Below are 23,408 nucleotides of genomic sequence, written 5' to 3' on the forward strand. Positions count from 1 at the left end.
GGGGCCTCCCACAACTGTTGGATAGGCCGAGCAGGCCAGCCCTACTCGGTAACCCACGACCATTTGTGAGTGGGGCCCCGGCCTGCAACCCCCAGTAGTCCTGAGCGGTCACTCCATACCGTCTAGCGCGCCGGCGCGTTGCCCGGGATGTCGTCCGGGTCGCCGTACGGAGACGTGTGCGAGGCGTGCTCCGAGAGGTCCTTCTGCACCCGCGGGTCGTCGGCGTCGGCGAAGTAGTCGAACGGGATCGTCTCGTCGCGACCGTTGGACACGTTCGCCGCCCGCAGGGCGAGGGTCAGCACGGTCGCGACGACCACGTTGATGACGAACGCCGTCATCGCGATGTAGCCCATCTCGCCGATGCCCGGGATGTTGTCCAGCGAGCCGCCGAACGCCTTGCCGGTGACCGGGTTCTTGACGTTGTAGGCCCCGACGGTCCCGTAGACCATGCCGACCGCCCAGCCGACGAGCAGCCCGTAGCGGTGGAACCAGCGGGTGAACAGGCTGAACACGATCACCGGGAACGTCTGGAGCATCCAGATGCCGCCGAGGAGCTGGAAGTTGATCGCGTTCTGCTTGTCGAGCGTCAGCACGAAGACCAGCGCGAACGCCTTCACCAGCAGCGACATCAGCTTGGAGACCTTGGCCTCCTGCGCCGGGGTCGCGTCCTTCTTGAGCCACTCCTTGTAGATGTTGCGGCTGAACGTGTTGGCCGCGGCGATGGACATGATCGCGGCCGGCACGAGCGCGCCGATCGCGATCGCGGCGAAGGCCACGCCGGCGAACCACGCAGGGAACATGTCCTCGAACAGCTGTGGGATCACCAGCTGCGCGTTGGGCTCGCCGTCCAGGCCGATCGGCTGCGTCCCCGCGGCGATCGCGACCCAGCCGAGCAGCGCCAGCAGGCCGAGCACGAAGGAGTACGCCGGCAGGATCGCGGCGTTGCGCCGGATGGTGTTGCGCGAGTTCGACGACAGCGACGCGGTGATCGAGTGCGGGTACATGAACAGCGCGAGCGCGGAGCCCAGGGCCAACGTGGCGTACGCCCAGCCCTGGCCGGCGCCGGGGATGAACGACCCGGTGGGACCGCCGGTCGCCTCGTTGGTGGCCGCCATCTTGTCCTCGGCCGCACCGAAGATCGCGTCCCAGCCGCCGACCTGGCCGGGCAGGTAGACGATCGCGACGATGATCACGAGGTAGATGAGGATGTCCTTGACGAACGCGATCACCGCGGGCGCGCGCAGGCCGCTGGAGTAGGTGTAGGCCGCGAGCAGCGCGAAGGCGATGAACAGCGGTGCGTCCTTGGCGACGATGTTGTCGCCGCCGCCGAGGCCGGCGACCTCGAGCACCGCCTGGATGCCGACGAGCTGGAGCGCGATGTAGGGCATCGTCGCGACGAACCCGGTGACCGCGACGGCGAGAGACAGCCCGCGGTCGTCGTAGCGGCCGCGCACGAAGTCGGCCGTCGTGACGTAGCCGTGGCGGTGGCTCACCGACCACAGCCGCGCCATGAAGATGAAGATGATCGGGTAGAGCACGATCGTGTAGGGCACGGCGAAGAACCCCGCCACGGCGCCGGTCGCGAACATCGCCGCCGGCACCGCGACGAACGTGTACGCGGTGTAGAGGTCGCCGCCGAGCAGGAACCACGTGATCCAGGTGCCGAACTTCCGGCCGCCCAGACCCCACTCCTCGAGGGACTCCAGCGACTCGGCGCGCTTGAAGCGGGTGGCCATGAAGCCGGCGACGGTCACGAGTGCGAACAGCGCGATGAGCACCGACAGCGCGACGCCGTTGATGCCGGTGTCGGCCGCGAGCACGGTGGGCGCGACAGCGGGAGGGACGGTGGGGGTCATCGGTCCTCACCCACCTTGTGGGTGGTCTTGCCGCGGGCCGACAGGGTCAGCTTGTAGGCCGTCCACGTCAGCGCCGAGCAGATGAAGACCCACAGGAACTGGTACCAGAAGAAGAACGGGAAGCCGAGGAGCGTCGGCTCGACCCTCGTGTAGTGCGGCACCCAGAGGAGCACGACGATGGGGATGAGGAGCAGGACGGCGGCGAGCGCCATCTTGCCCTTGTCGGTCGGGGGGACGCCCGGGTCTTCAGGGCGCGACTGTGGAGGTGTGTTCCCGGAATTCACCCGCGAGACCCTACCGGCGCGGTGACGGTGGTCACCGCCGTGCGGGTGGGCGCGAGCGGGTGGCGTACGACGAGCGGTCGGTCTGGCGAGACGAGCGGTCAGCCGAGCAGCTCGTCCGCCGCGCTCGCGCTCGAGTCGCGCAGGAAGGTCGAGCAGCGCTCCCACTCCGCGGTCTCGCCGATCGCGCGTGCGGCCAGCGCGAGGAGGGCGAGCGAGCGCAGGAAGCCGCGGTTGGGCTCGTGCTCCCACGGCACCGGGCCGTGGCCCTTCCAGCCGTTGCGACGCAGCTGGTCGAGCGAGCGGTGGTAGCCGACGCGGGCGTAGGCGTAGACGGTCACGTCGTCCGCGCCGGCCTCCTGCGCCTGGGCGGCCATCGCGGCCCAGGCGGCGGGCGACTCCGGGTGGCGGCGTACGACCGCTGCGGGGGAGTCGCCACCGGCGAGCTCGGCGTCGGCGGGGTCGGCGGGGAGGTGGGTGGGCGGGGGACCGGCCATCAGGTCGCCGCCGAAGGGTCCGGAGGTCATGGGCCAACCCTAGGTGGGGGTCCGCCACACTTCGGTCATGGCCCAGACCTTCACCACCGAGATCCAGGCGCGCTACCGCGACATCAACCTCGCCGGGCACGTCGACAACGTCGAGGCCGTACGGGTGCTCGACGAGGCCCGGTACGAGTTCCTGCGGTTCGCGCGGCTGCCGGGCCTGCCCGACGGGGCGACCGGCCTGCTGCACGGGACGGCCGCGGGCGTGTCCGAGCTCGTCGCCTCGCAGACGATCGAGTACCACGCGGAGATGCGGTTCGTGCCCTACCAGCCGTTCCTCGCCTCGCTGTGGGTGTCGCGGGTCGGCCGGTCGTCGTTCACCGTCGCGGCCGAGCTCCGCGTCGAGGCGGGCGGCTGCCCGGCCGCGGTCTGGGAGTGCGTCAACGTCCTGTGGGACCACGGCGCCCAGGCGGCGTGGACCATCAGCGAGGCCGTGCGCGCCGACCTCGAGCAGTACGCGGGGGACCCGGTGGCCTTCCGCCGCTGAGCGGAGCGGTGGCTCAGGACCCGCCGGCGGGCGGGGTGAGGAGGCGGCGCACCCTGTCCGGCCCGAGCGCCAGCACGAGCGTCGGCAGTCGCGGGCCGCGGTCGGCGTCCACCAGCAGGTTGTAGAGCAGTCGGAAGAAGTCCTTCTGGTCGGCCTTGACCTGGTCGGTCGGGGCGTCGTCGAAGCCGAGGCCCCGGGCGACCTTGGGCACGCCGTAGACGACCGACGTCACGGCGTCGAGGTCGCCGTCGTCGGGCAGGCGGTCGAGGAAGATGCGCAACCACAGCTCCTCGTCCTCGCTCAGCGAGGACAGCCGCTCGGCGTCGGGCGTCTCGCGCACCGTGGTGCGCTCGGCGGCGGGCACGTGCTCGGCCGTCCACTGCATGGCCTTGGACAGCCGCGGCTCGAGGTCGGCGACCGAGTCGTGCGGGAAGCCGGACGACTCGATGATCCGGGAGATGAGCTCGGCCGAGCCGGCCGTCACGTCGGCGACGGAGGACAGGGCGCGGAAGGGGACCGGCACCGCCGGGGTGGGGAGCCGGCCGGCGGACGCCGTCTCCGAGGAGCGGTGCCAGGCGAGCGTGGCGACGTCGGACTTGGCGGGGTCCGCGGCCTTGCGGCCCAGCGCGTCCCACTCGTCGTAGAGGCGGACCACGGAGGGGCCGAAGTCGATGTCGAAGGCCTGCGTCGGCGCGCGCCGGACGTAGAGCCAGCGCAGCATCGGCGACTCGAGGATGCGCAGCGCGTCGGTGGCGGTCGGCACGCCGCCGGCCGAGGAGGACATCTTCTGCACCCCGGCGAACCCCACGAACGCGTAGATCACCCGCGCCGGTGCGCGCCAGTCGAAGATCGACGACACGATCTCGGTGCCGACGGTGTAGGACGAGCCCGGCGTCATGTGGTCGCGGCCCGCGGGCTCGAAGTTGACCGACTCGTAGGCCCAGCGCATCGGCCAGTCGACCTTCCACACGAGCTTGCCGTCGGTGTCGGTGGACAGGTCGGTCGTGCCCTCGAAGCCGCACGAGGAACAGGTGTAGCCCAGCGTCGTCGTGGCGTCGTCGTACGCCGTGGTGGTGACGGTGTCGCGCCCGCACTCGCGGCAGTAGGGGCGGTAGGGGAAGCGGGCGATCGCGTCGGCGGACGAGGCCGCGGTCGGGTCGCCCTCCTCGTCGTCCTCGTTGGCGACCGAGTCGGCGAGGTCGGCGGCCTCCTGGGCGGAGGCGTCCTCGCCGGCCGTGACCTTCTTGGTGCGGTGCTTGGCGAGCACGGCCTCGATCTCGTCGCGGCGCGAGACCGCGAGCAGCACCTGGTCGCGGTAGGCGCCGGAGGTGTACATCTCGGTCTGGGAGATCTCCTCCATCTCCACGCCGAGCTCGCGCAGCGACTCCTGCAGGGGCGCCTTGAAGTGCTCGGCCCAGCTGACGTGGCACTCCCACGGGTCGGGCACGGCGGTCAGGGGGCGACCGATGTGGTCGGCCCACTCGGCCGGCACCCCGGCCGGCACCTTGCGGAACCGGTCGAAGTCGTCCCACGAGTGCAGGTGGCGGACCGGCACGCCGCGGCGCCGCAGCTCCTCGGCCACGAAGTGGGGCGTGATGAACTCGCGGAGGTTGCCGAGGTGGATCGGGCCGCTGGGGGAGGCCCCGGACGCGACGGTCACGAGGTTGCCCTCGCCCGCGTGGCGTACGGCGTCGTCCGCCGCGCGCGTCACCCAGTCGACCGGCTCGCCCTGTCCCTGTCGTCCACCTCGTGCCATGCGCGCAAGGCTATCGGTGGGTTCGCCGATGCCGGTGGTCGGCGCCGGAGCCGTCCCCCGTGGCGGCTCCGACGCCTGTGCTCCAGTGGAGCTGCCCGGCCGCACACCCCCGCGGCGGCCATGGCGCCCCAGTATCCGCTGGCCGCTCGCTGCCACGCGGGTCATGAGTGCCGGTGACACTAAACTGCCACCATGTCGGGCGACCCCTCCTCCGTGCTCACGGCCCTCGGCCTCGATCGCCGGGCCGAGCGCCTCTACTTCCAGCTCGCCCCGGTCTCCGGGCACACGGTGGCGGGGGCGGCCCAGCTCGTGCAGACCCGACCCGAGCAGCTCCTGCGCGACATGGCCCCCCTCCTCGAGCGGGGCCTCGTGGTCGTCAGCGACGACCGGCTCCGGGTGCCGCCGCTCGCGGAGGCAGTCTCCGAGCTCGTGCTGCGCGAGGCCCGCTCGGCGGCCACCTCGGCCACCGTCCTGGCCGGGCTGTCCAGCGCCGTGCCGCACCTCGTCGCCGCCGCGACCCGTCCGGCCAGGCACGACCTGAGCGAGGTCCAGCCCCTCGACGGTGAGCTGAGCTCCGGTGGGAACCCGTTGGAGCTGCTGCGCCTCATGCTGCGCACCAGCCGGGGCGACATGCTGTGGCTGCGGCCCGACGCCTGGGCCATGCCGCGCGAGTCCCTCGTGAGCGAGGTCCTGGCGGAGGCGATCGCGACCGGACGACGGTCCCGGGCGATCTACCCCGTGCGTGCGCTCACCGAGGCGCCGGACGCGCTGCGCACGCGCGCCCGCCTCGGCGAGCAGGTGCGGGTGATCTCCGAGGTGCCCACCCGCATGTTCATCCTGGGCGAGACCCACGCCGTCCTGCCCGAGCCGCTCGGCTTCCGCGACGAGCCCCGGGTCCACGTCCGGCAGCGCTCCATCGTCGCCGCCCTGACCTTGTGGTTCGAGTCGCTGTGGACGCGGGCCGCCCCGGTGCCCGACCTCGAGGCGGGGGAGGACCCGGACGGTCGCCAGTTCCTCCTCGAGCAGCTCATGGCGGGCGCGACCGACGAGGTGATCGCGCGCAAGCTGGGCATCAGCCTGCGCACCGTACGCCGCCGGGTCGCCACCCTCATGACCGAGCTGGGCGTCGACACCCGCTTCCAGGCAGGCGTGGAGGCGGTCCGCCGCGGCTGGCTCTGAGGAGCCCCGGGGTCAGGCAGCGCCCAGGGCAGGATCGCTCAGGGCAGGATCATCGAGTACGCCGCACGCTCGAGGCGCCAGCTGCGGCTGCGCTCGGGGCCGGAGACCTCCCCGTCCGCCGACAGCCAGAACTCGTCGCCGCTCACCTTCACCGACGTGCCACGCATGCTCACGACGTCGTCGCGCTCCTCGTGCTCGCCCTTGCGGAGCCGGGCCACGTAGCCGAGCTTGGCCACCGGCCTCACGGCGCGACTGATCATCACGTCGAGCAGCCCGTCCTCGGTGTCGGCGTCGGGGTTGAGCTCGGTGCCGCCGCCCACGTTGCCGCCGTTGCCGATCGCGACCATCAGGACGGGCCGGTCGACGTCGTTGACCACCCTTCCGTCGATCTCGACGCGCAGTCGCCAGCTCGGGGGGTGGAAGGCGGACAACGCGGCGCCGATGGGATAGCCGAGCTTGCCGAGGTTGAGCCTGCCGACCCCGACCGAGCCGAGCAGGCCCTTCCACTTCGCGCCCTTGCGGCTGGCCTGCGCGCCGACCCCGACGTGGACGTTGTTGACCACCACGTTGCCGACCTCGTCGACGAGCAGGTCGACACCGCGCGGCTCCCCGTCGAGGACGAGGCGCGCCGCGTCGGCGACCTCGAGCGGGATGTCGTTGCCGCGGGCGAAGTCGTTGCCGGTGCCCATCGGCAGGAGGCCGAGGGTGGTGTCGGCGAGCTCGTGGCGCTTGTGGAGCGCCGTGACGACCGCGTGCAGGCTGCCGTCGCCGCCGGCCACCACGACCGTACGCCCGCCAGCGCGGTGCAGCACGCCGTCGAGCTCGCCAGGGTTGGACGTCTTGGCGACCTCGACGGACGCCTGCTCGCGGAGCACGGCGAGCGCCTCGGCCAGGCGCTCCTCGTCCGAGGTGCCGGCCTCGGCGTTGGTGATGACCAGCAGGGAGCGCACGGGCCGAACGCTAGCCCACCGGCCCACAGGAGCGTCCCACCCCTGAGGACGCGCGCCAGCGGTCGTACGGTGCCGGTGCGGTAGCGTGGCGCCGCAAGAGCCCCGGTGCCTTGTGCCGGGGCTGTCGCATTTCCTGGTTCACCTGCCGAAGAAGACAGAGGAGGGCTGAGATGCCCGCGATCGTCGTGCTCGGCGCCCAGTGGGGCGACGAGGGCAAGGGCAAGGCCACCGACCTGCTGGCCACCACCGACCCCATCGACTACGTCGTCCGCACCAGCGGCGGCCACAACGCCGGCCACACCATCGTCGTCAACGGCGAGAAGTACGCCACCCACCTACTGCCCAGCGGCATCCTCACGCCCGGCGCCACCTCGGTGATCGCCAACGGCGTGGTGGTCTCCCCGGAGGCGCTCTTCCGCGAGCTCGACGGCCTGGTCGCCCGCGGCGTGGAGGTGGCCGACCTCAAGGTCAGCGCCAACGCGCACGTGATCGCGAGCTACCACGCGACGATCGACAAGGTCACCGAGCGCTTCCTCGGCAAGAACCAGATCGGCACCACGGGTCGCGGCATCGGCCCGGCGTACGCCGACAAGATCAATCGCGTCGGCGTCCGCATCGCCGACCTCTTCGACGAGAAGATCCTCACCCAGAAGGTCGAGGCCGCCCTCGACGTCCGCAACCACCTGCTCACCAAGGTCTACAACCGCCGCGCCATCGAGGTCGACGCGGTCGTCGAGGAGCTGCTGTCCTACGCGGACCGGCTGCAGCCGATGGTGTGCGACACCTCGCTGCTGCTCAACCGGGCGCTCGACGCCGGCCAGACCGTGCTCTTCGAGGGCGCGCAGGCGACCATGCTCGACGTCGACCACGGCACCTACCCGTTCGTCACGAGCAGCAACCCGGTGGCCGGCGGCGTGTGCGTCGGCGCCGGCGTCGGACCGACCCGCATCGACCGGGTGGTCGGCGTGATCAAGGCCTACACGACCCGCGTCGGCTCCGGTCCGTTCCCGACCGAGCTCTTCGACGAGGACGGCGTGCAGCTCCAGCAGCTCGGCGGCGAGATCGGCGTCTCGACGGGCCGTACGCGTCGCTGCGGCTGGTACGACGCGGTGGTCGCGCGCTACGCCAGCCGGGTCAACGGCCTCACCGAGCTCTTCCTGACCAAGCTCGACATCCTCGGCGCGTGGGAGCGGATCCCGGTCTGCGTGGCCTACGAGATCGACGGCCAGCGGGTCGACGAGATGCCGATGACTCAGACCGAGTTCCACCACGCCAAGCCGGTCTACGAGTTCTTCGACGGCTGGCAGAGCGACATCTCCGGCTGCCGCTCGTTCGACGATCTGCCCGACAACGCCCAGGCCTACGTCCGGGCGCTGGAGGAGATGTCGGGGGCGAAGATCTGGGGCGTCGGCGTCGGCCCCGGCCGCGAGCAGACCCTGGTGGTGCCCGGGTGAAGACCCTCGTGATCGGCACCGGCGGCCGTGAGCACGCCCTGGCCCTCGCCCTCTCGCTGGACCCCGCGGTGACCGAGGTGCACGCCGCCCCCGGGAACCCCGGCATCGGCGAGGTCGCCACGCTCCACCCCGTCGACCTGATGGACGGGGCCGCCGTCGCCGCCCTCGCGACGTCGATCGGCGCGGACCTGGTGGTCGTGGGTCCCGAGGCCCCGCTGGTCGCCGGCGTGGCGGACCCGGTGCGCGAGGCGGGCATCGCGGTCTTCGGGCCGTCGCGTGCTGCCGCCCGGCTCGAGGGGTCGAAGGCCTTCTCCAAGGACGTCATGGCCAGCGCCGGGGTCCCGACCGCCGGGTCCCGGACCTGCACGACTCCCGAGGAGGTGGCGGCCGCGCTCGACGCCTTCGGTGCGCCGTACGTCGTCAAGGACGACGCCCTCGCCGCGGGCAAGGGCGTGGTCGTGACGACCGACCGCGACGCGGCGCTGGCCCACGCGGCCGGGTGCGAGCGGGTGGTCGTCGAGGAGTTCCTCGACGGGCCCGAGTTCTCCGTCTTCGTCGTCTGCGACGGCATCGTCGGCCGGCCGCTGCTGCCGGCGCAGGACTTCAAGCGCATCTTCGACGGCGGCCGCGGCCCCAACACGGGCGGTATGGGCTCGTACGCCCCCCTCACCTGGCTGCCCGAGGGTGTCGTCGACACCGTGATGACCGCCGTCGTCGCGCCCACGCTCGCCGAGATGCAGCAGCGCGGCGCTCCCTTCGTCGGCTGCCTCTACGTCGGTCTCGCGCTGACCGAGGCCGGCCCCAAGGTCATCGAGTTCAACTGCCGCTTCGGCGACCCCGACATCCAGCCCGTGCTCGCGCTGCTCACCTCCCCGCTCGGCGCGCTGCTCCGCGCGGCGGCCGACGGCGACCTCTCGACCGTCCCCGAGCCGACCTTCGCCGAGGGCGCCGCGGTGTCGGTCGTGATGGCGAGCGCGGGCTATCCCGAAGGCTCCCGCACCGGCGACGTGGTCATCGGCACCGAGACCCTCGCGGTCGAGGACGACGTCGACGTCATCCACGCCGGCACGGCGCGGACCGACGCGGGCCTGGTGACCGCCGGCGGGCGGGTGCTCGCCGTCCGGGCGATCGGCTCGGACGTCGCCGACGCCCGCGCCAAGGCGTACGAGGGCATCTCGTCCATCAGCTTCCCCGGCGCCCAGTGGCGCCGCGACATCGCCGCCGAGCCGCTCGGGGTCGTCGAGGGCGCTGCGTCGCGTGGCTGAGGGCTTCGCGACCGGCTCCTCGATCCGGGTCCGCGAGGTGCTGCACGGGGCCGAGTGGGCGTCGTGGGACGAGCGGGTGATCAGCGACGACGCGATCCTGGTGAGCGTCAAGGCCGACGGCACGCCGATGTCCTTCCCCGAGCACCCGGTCCCGCACCCCTGGGGCCATCTCGACGCCTGGCGCGGCACGACGGTGCTCAAGCTGCGGCGCGACGGCGACTGGTACTCCGTGTGGAGGTTCTTCGACGCCGAGGGCGCCTTCCTCTCCTGGTACGTCAACTTCGAGACGCCGTACGTCCGCACCGACGACGGCGTCGACGTCAACGACCTCCAGCTCGACATCGTGATCGATCCCGACGGCGGCTGGAGGTGGAAGGACGTCCAGGACCTCGCCCCGTCACTGGCGTCGGGGCGCATCACGCAGGACGAGCTGCTGGCCGTCCTCGCCGAGGCAGCACACGTCGCCGAGCTGCTCGACCGCGGCGACCGCTGGTGGGCACCGTGGGACGACTGGTCGCCGCAGGATGGGAGGATCTGAGCCGTGAGCGTCCCCAATGTCCCCAATGTGCTGGCCACCCGCTACGCCGGCGCCGACCTCGCCGAGATCTGGTCACCCGAGCACAAGATCGTCCTCGAGCGCCAGCTCTGGGTCGCGGTGCTCAAGGCCCAGCGCGACCTCGGCATCGAGGTGCCCGACGGCGTCGTCGAGGCCTACGAGTCGGTCGTCGACCGGGTCGACCTCGACTCCATCGCCGCGCGTGAGCGAGTCACCCGCCACGACGTGAAGGCGCGCATCGAGGAGTTCTCGGCGCTGGCGGGCCACGAGCACATCCACAAGGGCATGACCTCGCGCGACCTCACCGAGAACGTCGAGCAGCTCCAGGTGCGCCGCTCGCTCGAGGTGGTGCGCGACCGTGCAGTCGCCGCGCTCGTACGCCTCGGCCGCCTCGCCGCCGAGCACGAGGCCACCGTGATGGCCGGCCGCTCGCACAACGTGGCCGCCCAGGCGACCACCCTCGGCAAGCGCTTCGCGACCGTCGCCGACGAGATGCTCATCGGCGTCCAGCGCATCGAGGAGCTGCTCGCGCGCTACCCGCTGCGCGGCATCAAGGGCCCGATGGGCACCGCGCAGGACATGCTCGACCTGCTCGACGGCGACGCGGAGAAGCTCGAGGACCTCGAGCAGCGCGTGGCCGCGCACCTCGGGTTCGAGCAGACCCTCACCAGCGTCGGGCAGGTCTACCCGCGCTCGCTGGACTTCGACGTCGTGGCGGCCCTGGTCCAGCTGGTCAGCGGACCTTCCAACCTCGCCACGACCGTACGCCTGATGGCCGGACACGAGCTGGTGACCGAGGGCTTCAAGGAGGGCCAGGTCGGCTCGTCAGCGATGCCCCACAAGATGAACACCCGTTCCTGCGAGCGGGTCAACGGACTCGCGGTGATCCTGCGCGGCCACCTCTCGATGGTCAGCGAGCTCGCCGGCGACCAGTGGAACGAGGGCGACGTGTCGTGCTCGGTCGTGCGCCGGGTCGCGCTGCCGGACGCCTTCTTCGCCACCGACGGCCTCTTCCAGACCTTCCTCACCGTGCTCGACGAGTTCGGCGCGTTCCCAGCGGTGATCCAGCGCGAGCTCGACCGCTACCTGCCGTTCCTCACCACGACCAAGGTGCTGATGGCCGCCGTACGCAACGGTGTCGGCCGCGAGGCCGCGCACGAGGCGATCAAGGAGGCCGCCGTCGGCACCGCGCTCGCCATGCGCGCCGGCCAGGCCGACAACGACGTCTTCGTCAAGCTCGCCGCCGACGAGCGGCTGGGCCTGACCCGCGAGCAGATCGACGCGCTCGTCGCCGACCCGATCGAGTTCACCGGCGCCGCCGTCGCCCAGACCCGCGCGGTCGTCGCCCGGGTCGAGGAGCTGGGTGCGGCCCACCCCGAGGCCGCGGCGTACGTCCCCGGCGCGATCCTCTGACCGCCGACCTCCCAGTCCTTTCCGCGCGGTTGTCGCCCGTTGCAGCGGGCGGGAACCTCGGGAACCACCGGTTGACCGGTGATCCCCACACAGCCGGGCGACCGCCCTCAGTCCCCGCGCCGCCACGACCGTACGGCGGCGGCGAAGGCCGCGGACAGCACGACCAGTGCCGCGAGCAGGGCCGCCCGCGCAGCCACCGGCGCGGAGGCGAGCGTCCCCACCGCCTGGTAGACGGTCATCAGCAGCGCGGCGCCGAGCGCGGACCCGATCCGCTGTCCGGTCTGCAGCGCTCCACCGGCCGCACCGCCCATCTGGGGCGGGACCTCGGCGAGGGTGAGGGTGAAGTTGGGGGAGATGACCCCACCGCCTCCGATCCCGGCGAGCAGCATCGCCGGCGCCAGCGTCCACCACAGCCGCTCGGTCGGCTGGGTCACCAGGGCGGCTGCGAGGGCCGTGCCCGTCATCATCACGCCGAGCGCGACCAGCGTGACGCGGCGGCCGATCCGAGCCACGAGCTTGCCCGCCAGCGGCGAGGTGGTCGCCGCACCGACCGCGAAGGGCGTCATCAGCAGGGCCGCCCCGAGCGGCGAGAAGCCCTCGCCCTCCTGGAGGTGCACCGAGAGCACGAGGAAGATCCCGGTGAACCCGGTGAAGTAGAGCGTGCCCACGAGCAGGCCGTTGGCATAGCCGGGCAGGCCACGCAGCAGCGAGACGTCGAGCAGCGGCGGCCGCTCGCGGCGTACGGTCTGCCGCTCCCACCGCACGAACGCCCACGCCAGCACCGGGAAGGCGAGCAGCCCGACCAGCGGCAGGCCGACGCCGCCCTCGAGGCTGATCAGCGGGTAGAGGACCGACAGCACCGCGAGCCCGAGCAGCAGCGCGCCGACGAGGTCGACGCGCGGGTCCTTCTCGGCCTCCGCGCCCACGTCGTTGTCGGGCACGAGCCGGCGGATCAGCACCAGCGCGACCAGCCCGATGGGCACGTTGATCAGGAAGAGCGACCGCCACCCGTTCTCCTCGCCCAGCAGGGCGATCAGCGCCCCGCCGATCAGGGGGCCCGCGGCGGAGGCGACGGCCACGGTGAAGCCGAACATCCCGAACGCCCTGCCCCGCTCGGGCCCGCGGAAGAGCTGCTGGATGAGCCCGGAGTTCTGTGGCGTCAGCAGTCCCGCGCTCGCGCCCTGCACCAGCCGGGCGACGATGATCGAGGCGGCGTCGGGCGCCAGCCCGACCGCGGCGCTGGACACGACGAAGCCGATGAGGCCGATGGTCATCATCCGGCGCCGGCCGTGGGCGTCGCCGAGCCTGCCGCCGGCGACGAGCGTCATGCCGAAGGCCAGCGCGTAGCCGGACACCACCCACTGGATGGTCGCGGTGCTCGTCTCGAGGCCGGCGCGGATGGAGGGGACGGCGACATTCACGATCGTCACGTCGAGCAGGGACATGAAGCCGACCACCAGGGACACCGCGAGCACGCGCCAGCGCCGGGGGTCGGGGACGTACGCCTCCTCGTCCCGGGGTTCGGCGTCCGTGTGCTCGCGCTGGCTCATCGCCGACAGCCTTGCACCCGGGGCATGATCGGGTCATGAAGGCGATCCAGGCGCGGGTGAGCGGGCAGGTGCAGGGCGTCGCGTTCCGCTGGCACACCCAGGAGCGGGCGCAGCAGCTCGGCGTCACGGGATGGGTACGCAACGAGGTCGACGGCACCGTGCTGGTGCACGCCGAGGGCGAGGACGACGCCGTCGACGCCCTGGTGGAGTGGTGCCGCCACGGGCCGCCCTCGGCCCGGGTGCGCGACGTCGCCGCCCGCGAGGCCGCGGTGACGGGCAGCTCGAGGTTCGAGGTCACCGGCTGAGCGGGTCGCCCACGTGGCCGGGATCTCGTCGTCGCCGGCTTCACTGCGCGCGGGCGTGCGCCCGACACTGAGGGACATGAGCGCCCCCGTGACCGTCTCCGTCACCCGCCACGTCGACCCGTCGCGCACCACGGAGATGCTCGCGTGGGTGCAGGCAGGGACGTCGCTGGCGGAGAAGTTCGACGGGTTCCTCGGGTCCGGCTGGGTGCGGCCGAGCGAGGACTCCACCGACTGGCACATGCTCTACCGCTTCGCCGACGCGGACGCGCTGGCCGTGTGGGAGGCGTCCCCGCAGCGCGCCTGGTGGCTCGAGGCCGCGCAGGGCAGCGTGGAGGAGAAGCGGCGGGAGCGGCGTACGGGCATCGAGGGCTGGTTCGACGAGCCGGCCTCGGTGGAGTCGCTGAGCGCGGCCCCGGTGGCACCGCCGCGGTGGAAGCAGATGGTCGTCATCTTCATGGTCTTCCTCCCGCTGAGCCTCGCCGCGAACCTCGTCGCCTCGCGCACGATCGCCGACTGGTCGATCGTCCCGCGGGTCGTGCTGGTGACCACGGTGATGACGCCGCTGATGACCTACGTCTTCCTGCCGTGGATCACGCGGCGGATGACCTGGTGGCTGCACCGCTGAGCTCCGGCGACGTCCTCGGTAGGCTCGGCGCGTGGCAGCCGAGCTGAACATCCCCGCAGCCCCCGCGATCGAGGGCACCACGCACCTCCACTCCGGCAAGGTCCGCGACCTCTACCGGATCGATGCCGGTGAGCACGAGGGCCGGCTGCTGATGGTCGCCAGCGACCGCATCTCCGCCTACGACTTCGTCCTCGACACCCCGATCCCCGGCAAGGGCGAGATCCTCACCCGGATGTCGCTGTGGTGGTTCGAGCAGCTGTCCGGGCTGGTCGGCAACCACGTCGTCTCGACCGACGTGCCGGCGTCCGTGGCAGGCCGGGCCGTGATCTGCGAGCGCCTCGAGATGTTCCCCGTCGAGTGCGTGGCGCGCGGCTACCTCACCGGCTCCGGGCTGCTCGACTACCGGCGTACGGGCCAGGTCTGCGGCATCGCGCTGCCCGCCGGGCTCCAGGACGGCAGCCGGCTGCCCGAGCCGATCTTCACCCCCGCCACCAAGGCCGACCTGGGCGACCACGACGAGAACGTCGACTACGAGGCCGTCGTCGAGGCCGTCGGCGACGACGCGGCCGCCGAGCTGCGGATGCTGACCATGGAGGTCTACGACAAGGCGCACGCCCTGGCGCGCGAGCGCGGCATCATCCTGGCCGACACCAAGCTCGAGTTCGGTCGCCGGCCGGCGACCGAGGGGGGCGCGACGATCCTCGCCGACGAGGTCCTGACCCCCGACTCGAGCCGCTTCTGGCCGGCCGACGACTGGCAGCCGGGCCGCGCGCAGGCGTCCTACGACAAGCAGATCGTGCGGGACTGGCTCACCGGCGAGTCCGGCTGGGACCGCACGTCCGGTGAGGCCCCGCCGCCGCTGCCCGACGCCGTCGTGGAGCGCACCCGCGCGCGCTACGTCGAGGCGTACGAGCTCCTGACCGGGGAGTCGTTCTGACCACCCGCCGCTTCACCGCGGCCGTCGAGCTCCCGCACACGGCGGAGCAGGCGTTCACCTACCTCGTCGACCCCCGCAACCGGCCGCAGTGGCAGTCCAGCCTGCTGTCGGTCGACGTGCCGGCGGACGAGGAGCCGCACCTCGGGCAGGCCTGGAGCGAGCTCACCGCGGTCGGCGTCCGTCCGCACCTCGTCGTCACCGAGTTCGTACCGTTCCGCACGTGGGCCGAGCGCGGCACGTGGCGCGGCGTCGAGGCGTCCCTCCGGCTGCGCTTCACCGCTCTCGGCAGCGGCTGCCGGGTGCAGGCCGAGGGAGAGGTGACCGGGACCGGGGTGTACGCCGTGGCGGCCGTCAGCTCGGGCGTGCTGGCCGGCCGCGCGATCGCGGCCGACCTCCGCAAGGCCGGTCGCCTGATCGCCGAGCGCGCCTGACGCGCCGTCACTTCCTGCGGGCCCTCGCCACGGTGCCCAGCACCCAAGCGCCGACCATCGGACCCGCGATCGCGAAGAGCAACGACCGTACCCACAGCCCGGCGAGCGGTGCATCGCTGTCAGCGAGCTCGTCGCTGCCGCCATATCGACTACCGAAGACAAATCTCGGCTGACCGTCCGCGCGCCCGGCCGCCAGCACGTACGCGAGCACCAGTAGCGACACCCCCACTGCGAGGACACCCCAGCGCAGGCCCGGGCGCTTCGCCAGCGCTCCGACGATCCCGGTGCCACCGCCGACCAGGGCGACGACGGCGGACACGGCGACGATCGCGAGGCTGGCCAGGAAGTCCATGCCGGACGATAGGCACGACCCGTGACGCCCGTCACCACCGCTGAGTAGGTTTGGCGGCATGCCGAACCTCTCCTCGCTCCTCGAACGCACCGCGCAGGCCCACCCGGACCGTACGGCGGTCGTGCTGGGCGACACGCGCCTGACGTACGCCCAGGTCAACGGCGCGGCCAACCAGGTCGCCAACCTGCTGGTCTCGCGCGGCATCGAGCCGGGCGACAAGGTCGCGCTGAGCTGCCCCAACCTGCCCTACTTCCCGATCGTCTACTACGGGATCCTCAAGGCCGGGGCGACCGTGGTGCCGCTCAACGTCCTGCTCAAGGGACGCGAGGTCGCCTACCACCTCGACGACTCGGACGCGCGGGCCTACTTCTGCTTCCAGGGCACCCCCGAGCTGCCGATCGGCGTGGAGGGCCACGCCGGGTTCGAGCAGGCCGAGGGCTGCGACCACTTCTTCATGATCACCGCCGACCCGGCCGGCGCGTCGCCGGTCGAGGGCACCCAGACCCTGGGCCAGGCGTTGGTGGGGCACGCCCCGGTCTTCGAGACGCGCGAGGTCGACGGCGACGACACCGCCGTCATCCTCTACACCTCCGGCACCACCGGCCAGCCCAAGGGCGCCGAGCTGATGCACCGCAACATGATCTCCAACGCGATGGCCAGCGACCAGCTGTTCGGCGCCGACGCCGACAACCCCGACACGTTGCTGTGCGTGCTGCCGCTGTTCCACTCGTTCGGCCAGACGGTGATCATGAACGCCGGCTTCGCGTTCGGCGGCACCGTGGTGCTGCTGCCCCGCTTCGAGGCCGGGCCCGCGCTGCAGCTGATGGACAAGGAGGGCGTCACCTTCTTCGCCGGCGTCCCGACGATGTACTGGGGGCTCCTCGGCGCCCTCGACGACTCGGGCGTCGACGTGCAGAAGCTCGCCGACAGGATGCGGGTCGCGGCCGCCGGCGGCTCCGCGCTCCCGGTCGAGGTGCACAAGGAGTTCGAGCGGCGCTTCGGCGTGACGATCCTCGAGGGCTACGGCCTCTCCGAGACCTCGCCTGTCGCCAGCTTCTCGGTCTGGGGCGAGCCCGCGCGGGTCGGCTCGATCGGCAAGCCCATCCCCGGGGTGGAGATGAAGCTGATCAACCCCGAGCCCGGTGTGCGCGAGGACCTCGAGGACGCCGAGGACGTCGTGGGGGAGATCGCCATCAAGGGCCCCAACGTCATGAAGGGCTACTACGGCCGCCCCGACGCCACCGCCGAGGCGATCGTCGACGGCTGGTTCCGCTCGGGTGACCTCGGCCGCAAGGACGCCGACGGCTGGTACTACATCGTCGACCGGTCCAAGGACATGATCATCCGCGGCGGCTACAACGTGTACCCCCGCGAGATCGAGGAGGTCCTCCTCACCCACCCCGACGTCTCGCTCGCGGCCGTCATCGGCGTGCCGGACGAGAGCCACGGCGAGGAGGTCAAGGCGGTCGTCATCCGTACGGAGGGCTCCACCCTGACCGAGGACGAGCTCGTCGCGTGGTCGAAGGAGCAGATGGCGGGCTACAAGTACCCCCGCATCGTGCAGTTCGTCGACGAGATGCCGATGACCGCGACGGGCAAGATCCTCAAGCGCGAGCTCACCTGATGCGCGCGCTCGGGATCGCGCTCGGGGTGCTGATGGTGGTCATGGGCGCGATCTGGACCTTCCAGGGCCTGGGCTACATCGAGGGCAGCGCGATGACAGACCAGTCGATCTGGGCGGTCCTCGGCCCGATCCTCGCCGGCTTCGGGGTCGCACTGGTGCTGGTGGCGGCGCGCCGGCGCGAGTGACGCAGCTCGGCCGAGCACTATGAAGGCAGTTCGCGTCGATCGCCGTCGCTCTCACGCTCAGCGTCACCGCTCCCAGCGTGAACTGCCTGCATGGTGTCTCGTGTGCGGGCGGAGCGAAGTCATGAGGGTGGAGAGCTGATCCCCAGCCGCTCCTGGAGCGCCATCGCGTCGAAGGGCGCGTGCACCTTGGCGTCGTTGTCGAAGTAGACGAAGACGTCCAGCCCGTCGGACTCCCAGCCACGCACCTTCTCCGCCCACCGGTCGAGCGCCGCGGCGGAGTAGCCGCTGGCGTAGAGCTCGGTGTCGCCGTGGAGCCGGACGTACGCCACGTCGCTGGTCACCTCGTCGAACATCGGCCAGGTGCCGGCGGAGTCGGCCACGACCATCCCGATCCCATGGGCGCGCAGGAGGGCGCAGAACTCATCCGTGCGGAAGGAGGAGTGCCGCACCTCGAGCACGTGGCGCAGCGGACGGTCGACCGGTGCCGTGGTGTCGGCCGGCTCCTTGAGCTTCGACGCGTCGTGGTGGGCAGCGGCGTACGCCGAGGCGTCGGCCGTGGTGCGCGGCAGCAGGTCGAAGAACGCGGCCAGCCGGTCGGGGTGGAACCCGAAATTGGGCGGGAGCTGCCACAGGAGCGGACCGAGCCGGTCGCCGAGGGACAGCACGCCGCTCGCCAGGAACGTGCCGAGCGGGGCCTCGACGTCGACCAGCTTCTTCATGTGGGTGACGAAGCGCGGACCCTTGACGGAGAAGACGAACTCGTCGGGCACCTCTGCGGCCCACGCGCGCCAGCTCGACGGTCGCTGCAGGGAGTAGAACGACCCGTTGACCTCGACGGACGTCAGCCGCTCGCCCACGTGCGCGAGCTCGCGGCGCTGGGGCAGGCCGGGCGGGTAGAACACCCCGCGCCAGCCGGCGTACCGCCAGCCGGAGATGCCGATGTGCGCCACGGCGGCTCCTCTCCGTACGTCGGGCTGCACCTCTCGCGTACCCGCTCCGTCCACCCTCATGCCCGGGGCGCGCAGGCGCGGCGTGGCTCACTAGACTCGGGGTCGCCCGTCTCCACCCTGCACCCAGGAGCACCCCGTGGCCCGAGTCGTCGTCGACGTCATGCCCAAGCCCGAGATCCTCGACCCCCAGGGCAAGGCGGTGCTCGGTGCACTGCCCCGCCTCGGTTTCGACCTCGTCACCGACGTCCGCCAGGGCAAGCGGTTCGAGCTCCAGGTCGACGGCGAGATCACCGACGCGGTGCTCGCCGAGATCGAGAAGGTCGCCGGGACGCTGCTGTCCAACCCGGTGATCGAGGACTTCGAGGTCCACGTCGAGGAGCACTCGGTGGCCGAGGTCGCGCACGAGGCCGGTCGCGCATGAAGGTCGGCGTCGTCACCTTCCCCGGCTCGCTCGACGACGTCGACGCGCGCCGCGCGGTCACCATCGGCGGCAACGAGGCGGTCGCGCTCTGGCACGGCGACGACGACCTCAGGGGCGTCGACGCGGTGGTGCTGCCCGGCGGGTTCTCCTACGGCGACTACCTCCGCTGCGGCGCGATCTCGCGCTTCGCGCCGGTGATGACGTCGGTCGTCGAGGCGGCCGGCAAGGGCATGCCCGTGCTCGGCATCTGCAACGGCTTCCAGATCCTGTGCGAGTCGCACCTCCTGCCCGGTGCGCTCATCCGCAACGACCACCGCAAGTTCGTCTGCCGCGACCAGCGGCTGCGCATCGAGCGCGTCGACACCCCGTGGACCTCGGCGTACGCCGCCGGGGCCGAGGTCACCATCGTGCTCAAGAACGGTGAGGGCGGCTTCGTCGCCGACGAGCCCACCCTCGACCTGCTCGAGGGCGAGGGCCGCGTCGTCGCGCGCTACCTCGACGACAACCCCAACGGCTCGCTCCGCGACATCGCCGGCATCTCCAACGAGCGTGGCAACGTCGTGGGCCTGATGCCGCACCCCGAGCACGCCGTCGAGGACCTCACCGGCCCCGGCACCGACGGGCTCGGCTTCTTCACCTCGCTCGTCGAGAAGGCCTTTGCATGAGCCCTCGCCGTCTCTACCGCGGCGCCGCCGTCGCCGAGGCGATCACCTGGGCGCTGCTGCTGACCGGGATGTTCCTCAAGTACGTCACCGAGACCACCGAGCTCGGTGTGCAGGTCTTCGGCATGGTGCACGGCGTCGTCTTCATCGCCTACTGCCTGGCCACGGGGCTGCTCTGGGTCGACCAGCGGTGGCCGGTCAGCCGGCTCGCCCTCGGCCTGTTCGCCGCGGTGCCGCCGTTCGCGACCGTGCCCTTCGAGCGGTACGCCGAGCGCTCGGGGCTGCTGGGCGACAGCTGGCGGCTGCGGACCGGGTCGCCGACCGGACTCCTCGAGAAGATCGCCGCCTGGCTCCTCCGCCGGCCCGCGCAGGGTGCGCTGGTCGGGCTCGTCGCCGTGCTCGGCCTGACCGGCGTGGCGCTGGTCGTCGGCCCGCCCGTGTGACTCAGCGGCCCTGCTGCAGCTTGTTCCAGGTCTGCCGCGTGGCCACACCGGACACCCCGATGCGCAGGCGTGACTGGTAGGTCCGCACGGCCTTCTCGGTCTTGGCGTCGAAGACGCCGGTCGCCCGGAAGCGTCCCGCGCCGGCCGCGTTGAGCGCCCGCTGCAGGCGGTGCACCGACTCGTCGACGGACCCGCGCTTGATCGTCGTACGCGGTCCGGCCGACAGCAGCGCGACCCAGTGACGCTTGGCGAAGGTGTCGGTCGGCGTGAACCTCCGCGCCGCCTGCCAGGCCCGCGCCCCGGCGATCGTCGCGGCGTCGTACGCCCCGCTGATCGGCCCGGAGTAGGTGCCCTGCTCGGTGAGCAGGCACTGCAGGACCTTCACCCGGGTGGTCTTCGCGGAGCCAGGGGACAGCGCGGGGTACTTCCAGAAACCGAGCCTCGTGCCGGGGCAGCGGCCCTCCGGCCGGGGGACAGACCCGGCGCCGAGGTCGATGAAGTTGCTGTCGATGTTGATCGTCACCCCGCCCCACGTCTCGTTGTGGCCGCCGCGGTACTGCTTCATCCGACCGCCCGGGCGCCAGCCGTCCTCGGGGATGTAGGTCGTCGAGGTGTTGGCGACGCCGTCCCAGCGGGCGATCCAGATCCGGTCCGGGAGGGCGAACTGGCCCGGACGCAGGCGACGCGCGTCGTCGAGCATCTTGATGCCCGAGCTGGCGCTGGAGTAGAAGCCGGCCACGTAGCCCAGCTCCTTGATCCGCGTCACCCAGCTGCTCGTGAACACCAGCGCCGACTCGCGGCAGTGGGTGTCGCCGAGGTTGAAGCCCTCGAGGTCGTACCAGATCGTGCTGCCCGGCCCGATGCCGTACGCCGTCGCGTCCGCGGCGTTCTTGTCGGCCTCCGTCGCCCCCTGCGCCGCGGCCACGGCGTAGCCGTTGGCGGGCTTGGGGCTGATCCTGAAGTCGTCCTTGTAGCGCGGGAACCGCGGCTGGCAGGAGGCCTGCGGCCCCAGGGCGATCGGCAGCAGCCGCCAGCCGCGCGCGACCTGGGCGGCGACCCAGGTGGGGCTGAGGTTGGGCTGCGACCGGCACGCGCGCGAGTCGCCGGAGATGTAGATGCCGACGGCCGAGAACGGCGACTTCTTCCACCACCGGTCCATCGCCGCCTGGGTCGGGGCCAGGCACTGGTCGAACCCGTAGCCGGTGAAGTCGCCCGGGGTGGCCAGCGCGACCTGGCGCTGCGAGGCGAGCGCGCGGGCGCTGGTGGCGCTGGTCGCGACCGCCTCGTCGTCGGCGGCGGCGGGTGACGAGGCGTACGCCGGCACCACGAGGACGAGCGAGAGGGCAGCGAGGACGAGGCGACGCATGGGTGGCTCCAAGCGGGACGGGCAGCAGGCGGGGAAGAGCGGTGCGCAGGTGAGCAGACCCCAGAGAACCACACCAGTCACACGAGTCACAGAGCTTCGCGCGAACTACAGCCGTGTAGTTAGCCGGGGGCCGCTGCTGGAGCCCGGTCAGGCGTCGCCGGTGGGCACCTCGTCGAAGAGGAAGTTGCCCTTGGCCTCCTCCTCCTCGATGAGCTCCTCGAAGGCGAGCGCCAGGTCGTCCTGGTGCTCCTCGAACATCTTGGTCAGGTGGCCCTGGAGGAGGGCGCCGTGGGGCGACTCACCGGAGAAGACGTTCTCCCAGGTGTCCTCGCCTCCCCGGATCTTCTCGACCAGGGTCAACATGTCGTCACCGAGCTCGCCGGACGCAGCCTGCTCCTCGAGGGCCTCCTTCTCCTCCTCGGTGAGCAGGGGGCGGGCGTTCATCTGGTCGACGGTCGCCTTGAGGTCGGCGAGGCTGGCGGTCAGGTCCTCGCGCGCCGCGCTGATGGCGGCCAGGATCTCGGCCTGGCTGCGGGGGTCGGTCATGTCGGCGGATGCTAGGCCGTGGCGACGGCCGGCGCCACGGGAGCCACGGGAGCGGACCGCTGCCCGACGGTCGGCGTGGTGATCGAGCTCGGGTCGCGCGTGATGCTGCTCGGCGCGCCGGTCGCGGTCGGCGCCGTGGGCGTCGACACCGGGGCCTTGTCACCGTCGAAGAAGTTCTTCACGGTCTCGATGAAGGCCTTCACCTGCTTGAGGATGTCGATGAGCTTCATGATCGCCTTGTAGGCCTTCATCACGGCCTGGAAGGCCTGGAAGACGGCCTGCACGACCCTGGCCCAGCCGACGCCGGGGATGCTCATCGTGGCGAGCGCCGAGGACACGGTCTGCACGGCCGACTTGACGCACTGGACCACCGAGAGCGCGGTCTGCCAGGCGTCACGGCAGATCTGGACGATGTTCTGCCCCATCTGGATGAGCTGCCCGGCCTGCGTGTCGAGCGAGCCCACCCAGGTGCCGATCTGCCTGATCGCGGCGTCGGCGGTGGAGCCCTGCCAGGTGGCGCTGATGGTCTGGCCGCCGCTCTGGAGGTTGGCCGCCACACCCCTCATCGAGGTGCCGAGGGCGCCGAACGACGAGCCCTGCGTGGAGGCGCTGACGACGTCGCCGCCGATCTTCTCGGCGAGCTCGGCGCGGATGTCGAAGCCGGTGAGCATGCGGACGAGGTCGCACACGGTGTCGTAGGGGAAGCCGAAGCTGATCTGCGGGAGGCTCGACTCGGTCGGGGCAGCGCGTCGGATCGTGGTGTCCGCGACGTCCCAGAAGCCGGTCGAGCCGTCGCGCCCGTCGAAGCCGCGGGCGTTGTGGCGGCGGACGATGCCGTCCTCGGTGAGCATGAAGTCGCGGGCCGTGGCGCGCAGCGCCTCCGCGTGGTCGCCCATGCCGGTGCCGTTGTCCTCGAGCGACTGGTTCACCGACGGGAGCAGCGAGTTGTAGGCGCCCATCATCGTCTCGAGGATGGGGCCGAAGTCGGTCTGCACGAGGCTGTTGCCGCCGTTGCGGGCGATGCCCGTCAGGTCGTCGCTGGCGCGCTGGACCTGGGCGGACCACGCGTCCAGCTCGGAGAGGTCGACGGTCATCACGGCGTTCATCGCGGCTCCTGGGGGTCCGAGAGGCGGGGCGTTGCTGGCTGACTTCCCCGATCGGCGACGGGCGAAACCCCCGCGCCGATCCATTTGCCCACAGGTCGTGCACTGCCGTGTTTGGCCCGCGCGCGTGCGGGTATCCCGCTGACGTGGGCGGAAACGCGAAGCGGTC

26 protein-coding genes are annotated in these 23,408 nt (G+C 71.8%); 15 read left to right on the forward strand and 11 right to left on the reverse strand.

All coding sequences use genetic code 11. The features are described from left to right. Positions 1-122: 122 nt before the first annotated feature. The 3 genes from mctP to IEZ24_RS20165 form a co-directional block, all read right to left on the reverse strand. Positions 123-1,856, reverse strand: a complete 1,734-nt coding sequence (gene mctP, locus IEZ24_RS20155) for a monocarboxylate uptake permease MctP (RefSeq protein WP_129456900.1) — start codon at positions 1,854-1,856, stop codon at positions 123-125. Then, entirely contained in the window at positions 1,853-2,140 is a 288-nt protein-coding gene (locus IEZ24_RS20160) for a DUF3311 domain-containing protein (RefSeq protein ID WP_242498608.1), read from the reverse strand. Before IEZ24_RS20160 ends, mctP begins: the two co-directional genes overlap by 4 nt. 98 nt (positions 2,141-2,238) lie before the next feature. Continuing rightward, positions 2,239-2,664: a DUF3151 domain-containing protein gene (locus IEZ24_RS20165; RefSeq protein WP_129456899.1), complete on the reverse strand. Its 426-nt coding sequence runs from the start codon at positions 2,662-2,664 to the stop codon at positions 2,239-2,241. A gap of 37 nt (positions 2,665-2,701) precedes the next feature. On the opposite strand from IEZ24_RS20165, the gene IEZ24_RS20170 reads away from it, so the two are divergent. After that, entirely contained in the window at positions 2,702-3,166 is a 465-nt protein-coding gene (locus IEZ24_RS20170; RefSeq protein ID WP_129456898.1) for an acyl-CoA thioesterase, read from the forward strand. A gap of 13 nt (positions 3,167-3,179) precedes the next feature. On the opposite strand, the gene lysS is transcribed toward IEZ24_RS20170, so the two are convergent. Beyond that, on the reverse strand, positions 3,180-4,922 hold the full coding sequence (lysS, locus tag IEZ24_RS20175) for a lysine--tRNA ligase (protein ID WP_129456897.1): 1,743 nt from the start codon (positions 4,920-4,922) through the stop codon (positions 3,180-3,182). 192 nt (positions 4,923-5,114) lie between these two features. On the opposite strand from lysS, the gene IEZ24_RS20180 reads away from it, so the two are divergent. Then, positions 5,115-6,101 carry a helix-turn-helix transcriptional regulator gene (locus tag IEZ24_RS20180; protein WP_129456896.1) on the forward strand — a complete coding sequence of 329 codons (987 nt, stop codon included), beginning with the start codon at positions 5,115-5,117 and terminating at the stop codon, positions 6,099-6,101. 38 nt (positions 6,102-6,139) lie between these two features. Here IEZ24_RS20180 and IEZ24_RS20185 read toward each other — a convergent pair whose 3' ends face one another. Next, positions 6,140-7,051: a diacylglycerol/lipid kinase family protein gene (locus tag IEZ24_RS20185; protein ID WP_129456895.1), complete on the reverse strand. Its 912-nt coding sequence runs from the start codon at positions 7,049-7,051 to the stop codon at positions 6,140-6,142. Positions 7,052-7,221: 170 nt separating this feature from the next. Between IEZ24_RS20185 and IEZ24_RS20190 the strand changes: the two genes are divergently transcribed. The 4 genes from IEZ24_RS20190 to purB are packed head-to-tail and all read left to right on the forward strand — an operon-like array spanning position 7,222 to position 11,739. Further along, positions 7,222-8,505, forward strand: coding sequence for an adenylosuccinate synthase (locus tag IEZ24_RS20190; protein ID WP_129456894.1), 1,284 nt, complete (start codon positions 7,222-7,224; stop codon positions 8,503-8,505). Then, a complete protein-coding gene (gene purD, locus IEZ24_RS20195; protein ID WP_129456893.1) occupies positions 8,502-9,770 on the forward strand; it encodes a phosphoribosylamine--glycine ligase in 1,269 nt (422 codons plus the stop codon). The genes IEZ24_RS20190 and purD overlap by 4 nt, the downstream gene beginning before the upstream one ends. Continuing rightward, complete coding sequence (locus tag IEZ24_RS20200; protein WP_129456892.1) at positions 9,763-10,308, forward strand: DUF402 domain-containing protein; 546 nt, start codon at positions 9,763-9,765, stop codon at positions 10,306-10,308. Before purD ends, IEZ24_RS20200 begins: the two co-directional genes overlap by 8 nt. Positions 10,309-10,311: 3 nt before the next feature. Further along, positions 10,312-11,739 carry an adenylosuccinate lyase gene (gene purB / locus IEZ24_RS20205; protein WP_129456891.1) on the forward strand — a complete coding sequence of 476 codons (1,428 nt, stop codon included), beginning with the start codon at positions 10,312-10,314 and terminating at the stop codon, positions 11,737-11,739. Between the two features lie 107 nt (positions 11,740-11,846). On the opposite strand, the gene IEZ24_RS20210 is transcribed toward purB, so the two are convergent. Next, positions 11,847-13,289, reverse strand: a complete 1,443-nt coding sequence (locus IEZ24_RS20210) for an MFS transporter (RefSeq protein ID WP_129456890.1) — start codon at positions 13,287-13,289, stop codon at positions 11,847-11,849. 35 nt (positions 13,290-13,324) lie between these two features. On the opposite strand from IEZ24_RS20210, the gene IEZ24_RS20215 reads away from it, so the two are divergent. The 4 genes from IEZ24_RS20215 to IEZ24_RS20230 all read left to right on the forward strand — a co-directional run bounded on the left by IEZ24_RS20215 (position 13,325) and on the right by IEZ24_RS20230 (position 15,587). Beyond that, a complete protein-coding gene (locus IEZ24_RS20215) occupies positions 13,325-13,594 on the forward strand; it encodes an acylphosphatase (RefSeq protein WP_129456889.1) in 270 nt (89 codons plus the stop codon). A gap of 76 nt (positions 13,595-13,670) precedes the next feature. Beyond that, the gene (locus tag IEZ24_RS20220) at positions 13,671-14,219 is read left to right on the forward strand and encodes an antibiotic biosynthesis monooxygenase (protein WP_129456888.1); all 549 of its coding nucleotides are present in this window, start codon (positions 13,671-13,673) and stop codon (positions 14,217-14,219) included. Positions 14,220-14,250: 31 nt separating this feature from the next. Then, positions 14,251-15,156: a phosphoribosylaminoimidazolesuccinocarboxamide synthase gene (locus IEZ24_RS20225; RefSeq protein WP_129456887.1), complete on the forward strand. Its 906-nt coding sequence runs from the start codon at positions 14,251-14,253 to the stop codon at positions 15,154-15,156. Next, positions 15,153-15,587 carry an SRPBCC family protein gene (locus IEZ24_RS20230; protein ID WP_129456886.1) on the forward strand — a complete coding sequence of 145 codons (435 nt, stop codon included), beginning with the start codon at positions 15,153-15,155 and terminating at the stop codon, positions 15,585-15,587. The genes IEZ24_RS20225 and IEZ24_RS20230 overlap by 4 nt, the downstream gene beginning before the upstream one ends. Positions 15,588-15,594: 7 nt before the next feature. Here the strand turns inward: IEZ24_RS20230 and IEZ24_RS20235 are convergent, their stop codons facing one another. Then, entirely contained in the window at positions 15,595-15,939 is a 345-nt protein-coding gene (locus tag IEZ24_RS20235; RefSeq protein WP_129456885.1) for a hypothetical protein, read from the reverse strand. 58 nt (positions 15,940-15,997) lie between these two features. On the opposite strand from IEZ24_RS20235, the gene IEZ24_RS20240 reads away from it, so the two are divergent. Next, complete coding sequence (locus tag IEZ24_RS20240; protein ID WP_129456884.1) at positions 15,998-17,563, forward strand: long-chain-fatty-acid--CoA ligase; 1,566 nt, start codon at positions 15,998-16,000, stop codon at positions 17,561-17,563. Further along, complete coding sequence (locus IEZ24_RS20245; protein WP_129456883.1) at positions 17,563-17,748, forward strand: hypothetical protein; 186 nt, start codon at positions 17,563-17,565, stop codon at positions 17,746-17,748. The genes IEZ24_RS20240 and IEZ24_RS20245 overlap by 1 nt, the downstream gene beginning before the upstream one ends. 119 nt (positions 17,749-17,867) lie before the next feature. On the opposite strand, the gene IEZ24_RS20250 is transcribed toward IEZ24_RS20245, so the two are convergent. Next, positions 17,868-18,698, reverse strand: coding sequence for a DUF72 domain-containing protein (locus IEZ24_RS20250; RefSeq protein ID WP_242498607.1), 831 nt, complete (start codon positions 18,696-18,698; stop codon positions 17,868-17,870). A 136-nt stretch (positions 18,699-18,834) separates the two neighbouring features. On the opposite strand from IEZ24_RS20250, the gene purS reads away from it, so the two are divergent. From purS to IEZ24_RS20265, 3 genes are read left to right on the forward strand one after another with little or no spacing between them, the layout of a single operon-like run. Next, a complete protein-coding gene (gene purS / locus IEZ24_RS20255; protein ID WP_129456881.1) occupies positions 18,835-19,119 on the forward strand; it encodes a phosphoribosylformylglycinamidine synthase subunit PurS in 285 nt (94 codons plus the stop codon). Then, a complete protein-coding gene (gene purQ / locus IEZ24_RS20260; protein ID WP_129456880.1) occupies positions 19,116-19,784 on the forward strand; it encodes a phosphoribosylformylglycinamidine synthase subunit PurQ in 669 nt (222 codons plus the stop codon). The genes purS and purQ overlap by 4 nt, the downstream gene beginning before the upstream one ends. Further along, positions 19,781-20,224 (forward strand): DUF3817 domain-containing protein, encoded by a 444-nt coding sequence (locus IEZ24_RS20265; protein WP_129456879.1) that lies wholly within the window; start codon positions 19,781-19,783, stop codon positions 20,222-20,224. The genes purQ and IEZ24_RS20265 overlap by 4 nt, the downstream gene beginning before the upstream one ends. A 1-nt stretch (position 20,225) precedes the next feature. On the opposite strand, the gene IEZ24_RS20270 is transcribed toward IEZ24_RS20265, so the two are convergent. The 3 genes from IEZ24_RS20270 to IEZ24_RS20280 all read right to left on the reverse strand — a co-directional run bounded on the left by IEZ24_RS20270 (position 20,226) and on the right by IEZ24_RS20280 (position 23,242). Continuing rightward, on the reverse strand, positions 20,226-21,590 hold the full coding sequence (locus IEZ24_RS20270; RefSeq protein ID WP_129456878.1) for a glycoside hydrolase domain-containing protein: 1,365 nt from the start codon (positions 21,588-21,590) through the stop codon (positions 20,226-20,228). A gap of 147 nt (positions 21,591-21,737) precedes the next feature. Then, the gene (locus IEZ24_RS20275) at positions 21,738-22,136 is read right to left on the reverse strand and encodes a hypothetical protein (protein WP_129456877.1); all 399 of its coding nucleotides are present in this window, start codon (positions 22,134-22,136) and stop codon (positions 21,738-21,740) included. Positions 22,137-22,147: 11 nt separating this feature from the next. Further along, entirely contained in the window at positions 22,148-23,242 is a 1,095-nt protein-coding gene (locus IEZ24_RS20280; protein WP_129456876.1) for a hypothetical protein, read from the reverse strand. Positions 23,243-23,408: the final 166 nt, after the last annotated feature.

Origin of the sequence: Nocardioides ganghwensis, from assembly GCF_014779655.1 — a bacterium.
Lineage (GTDB): Bacteria > Actinomycetota > Actinomycetes > Propionibacteriales > Nocardioidaceae > Nocardioides > Nocardioides ganghwensis.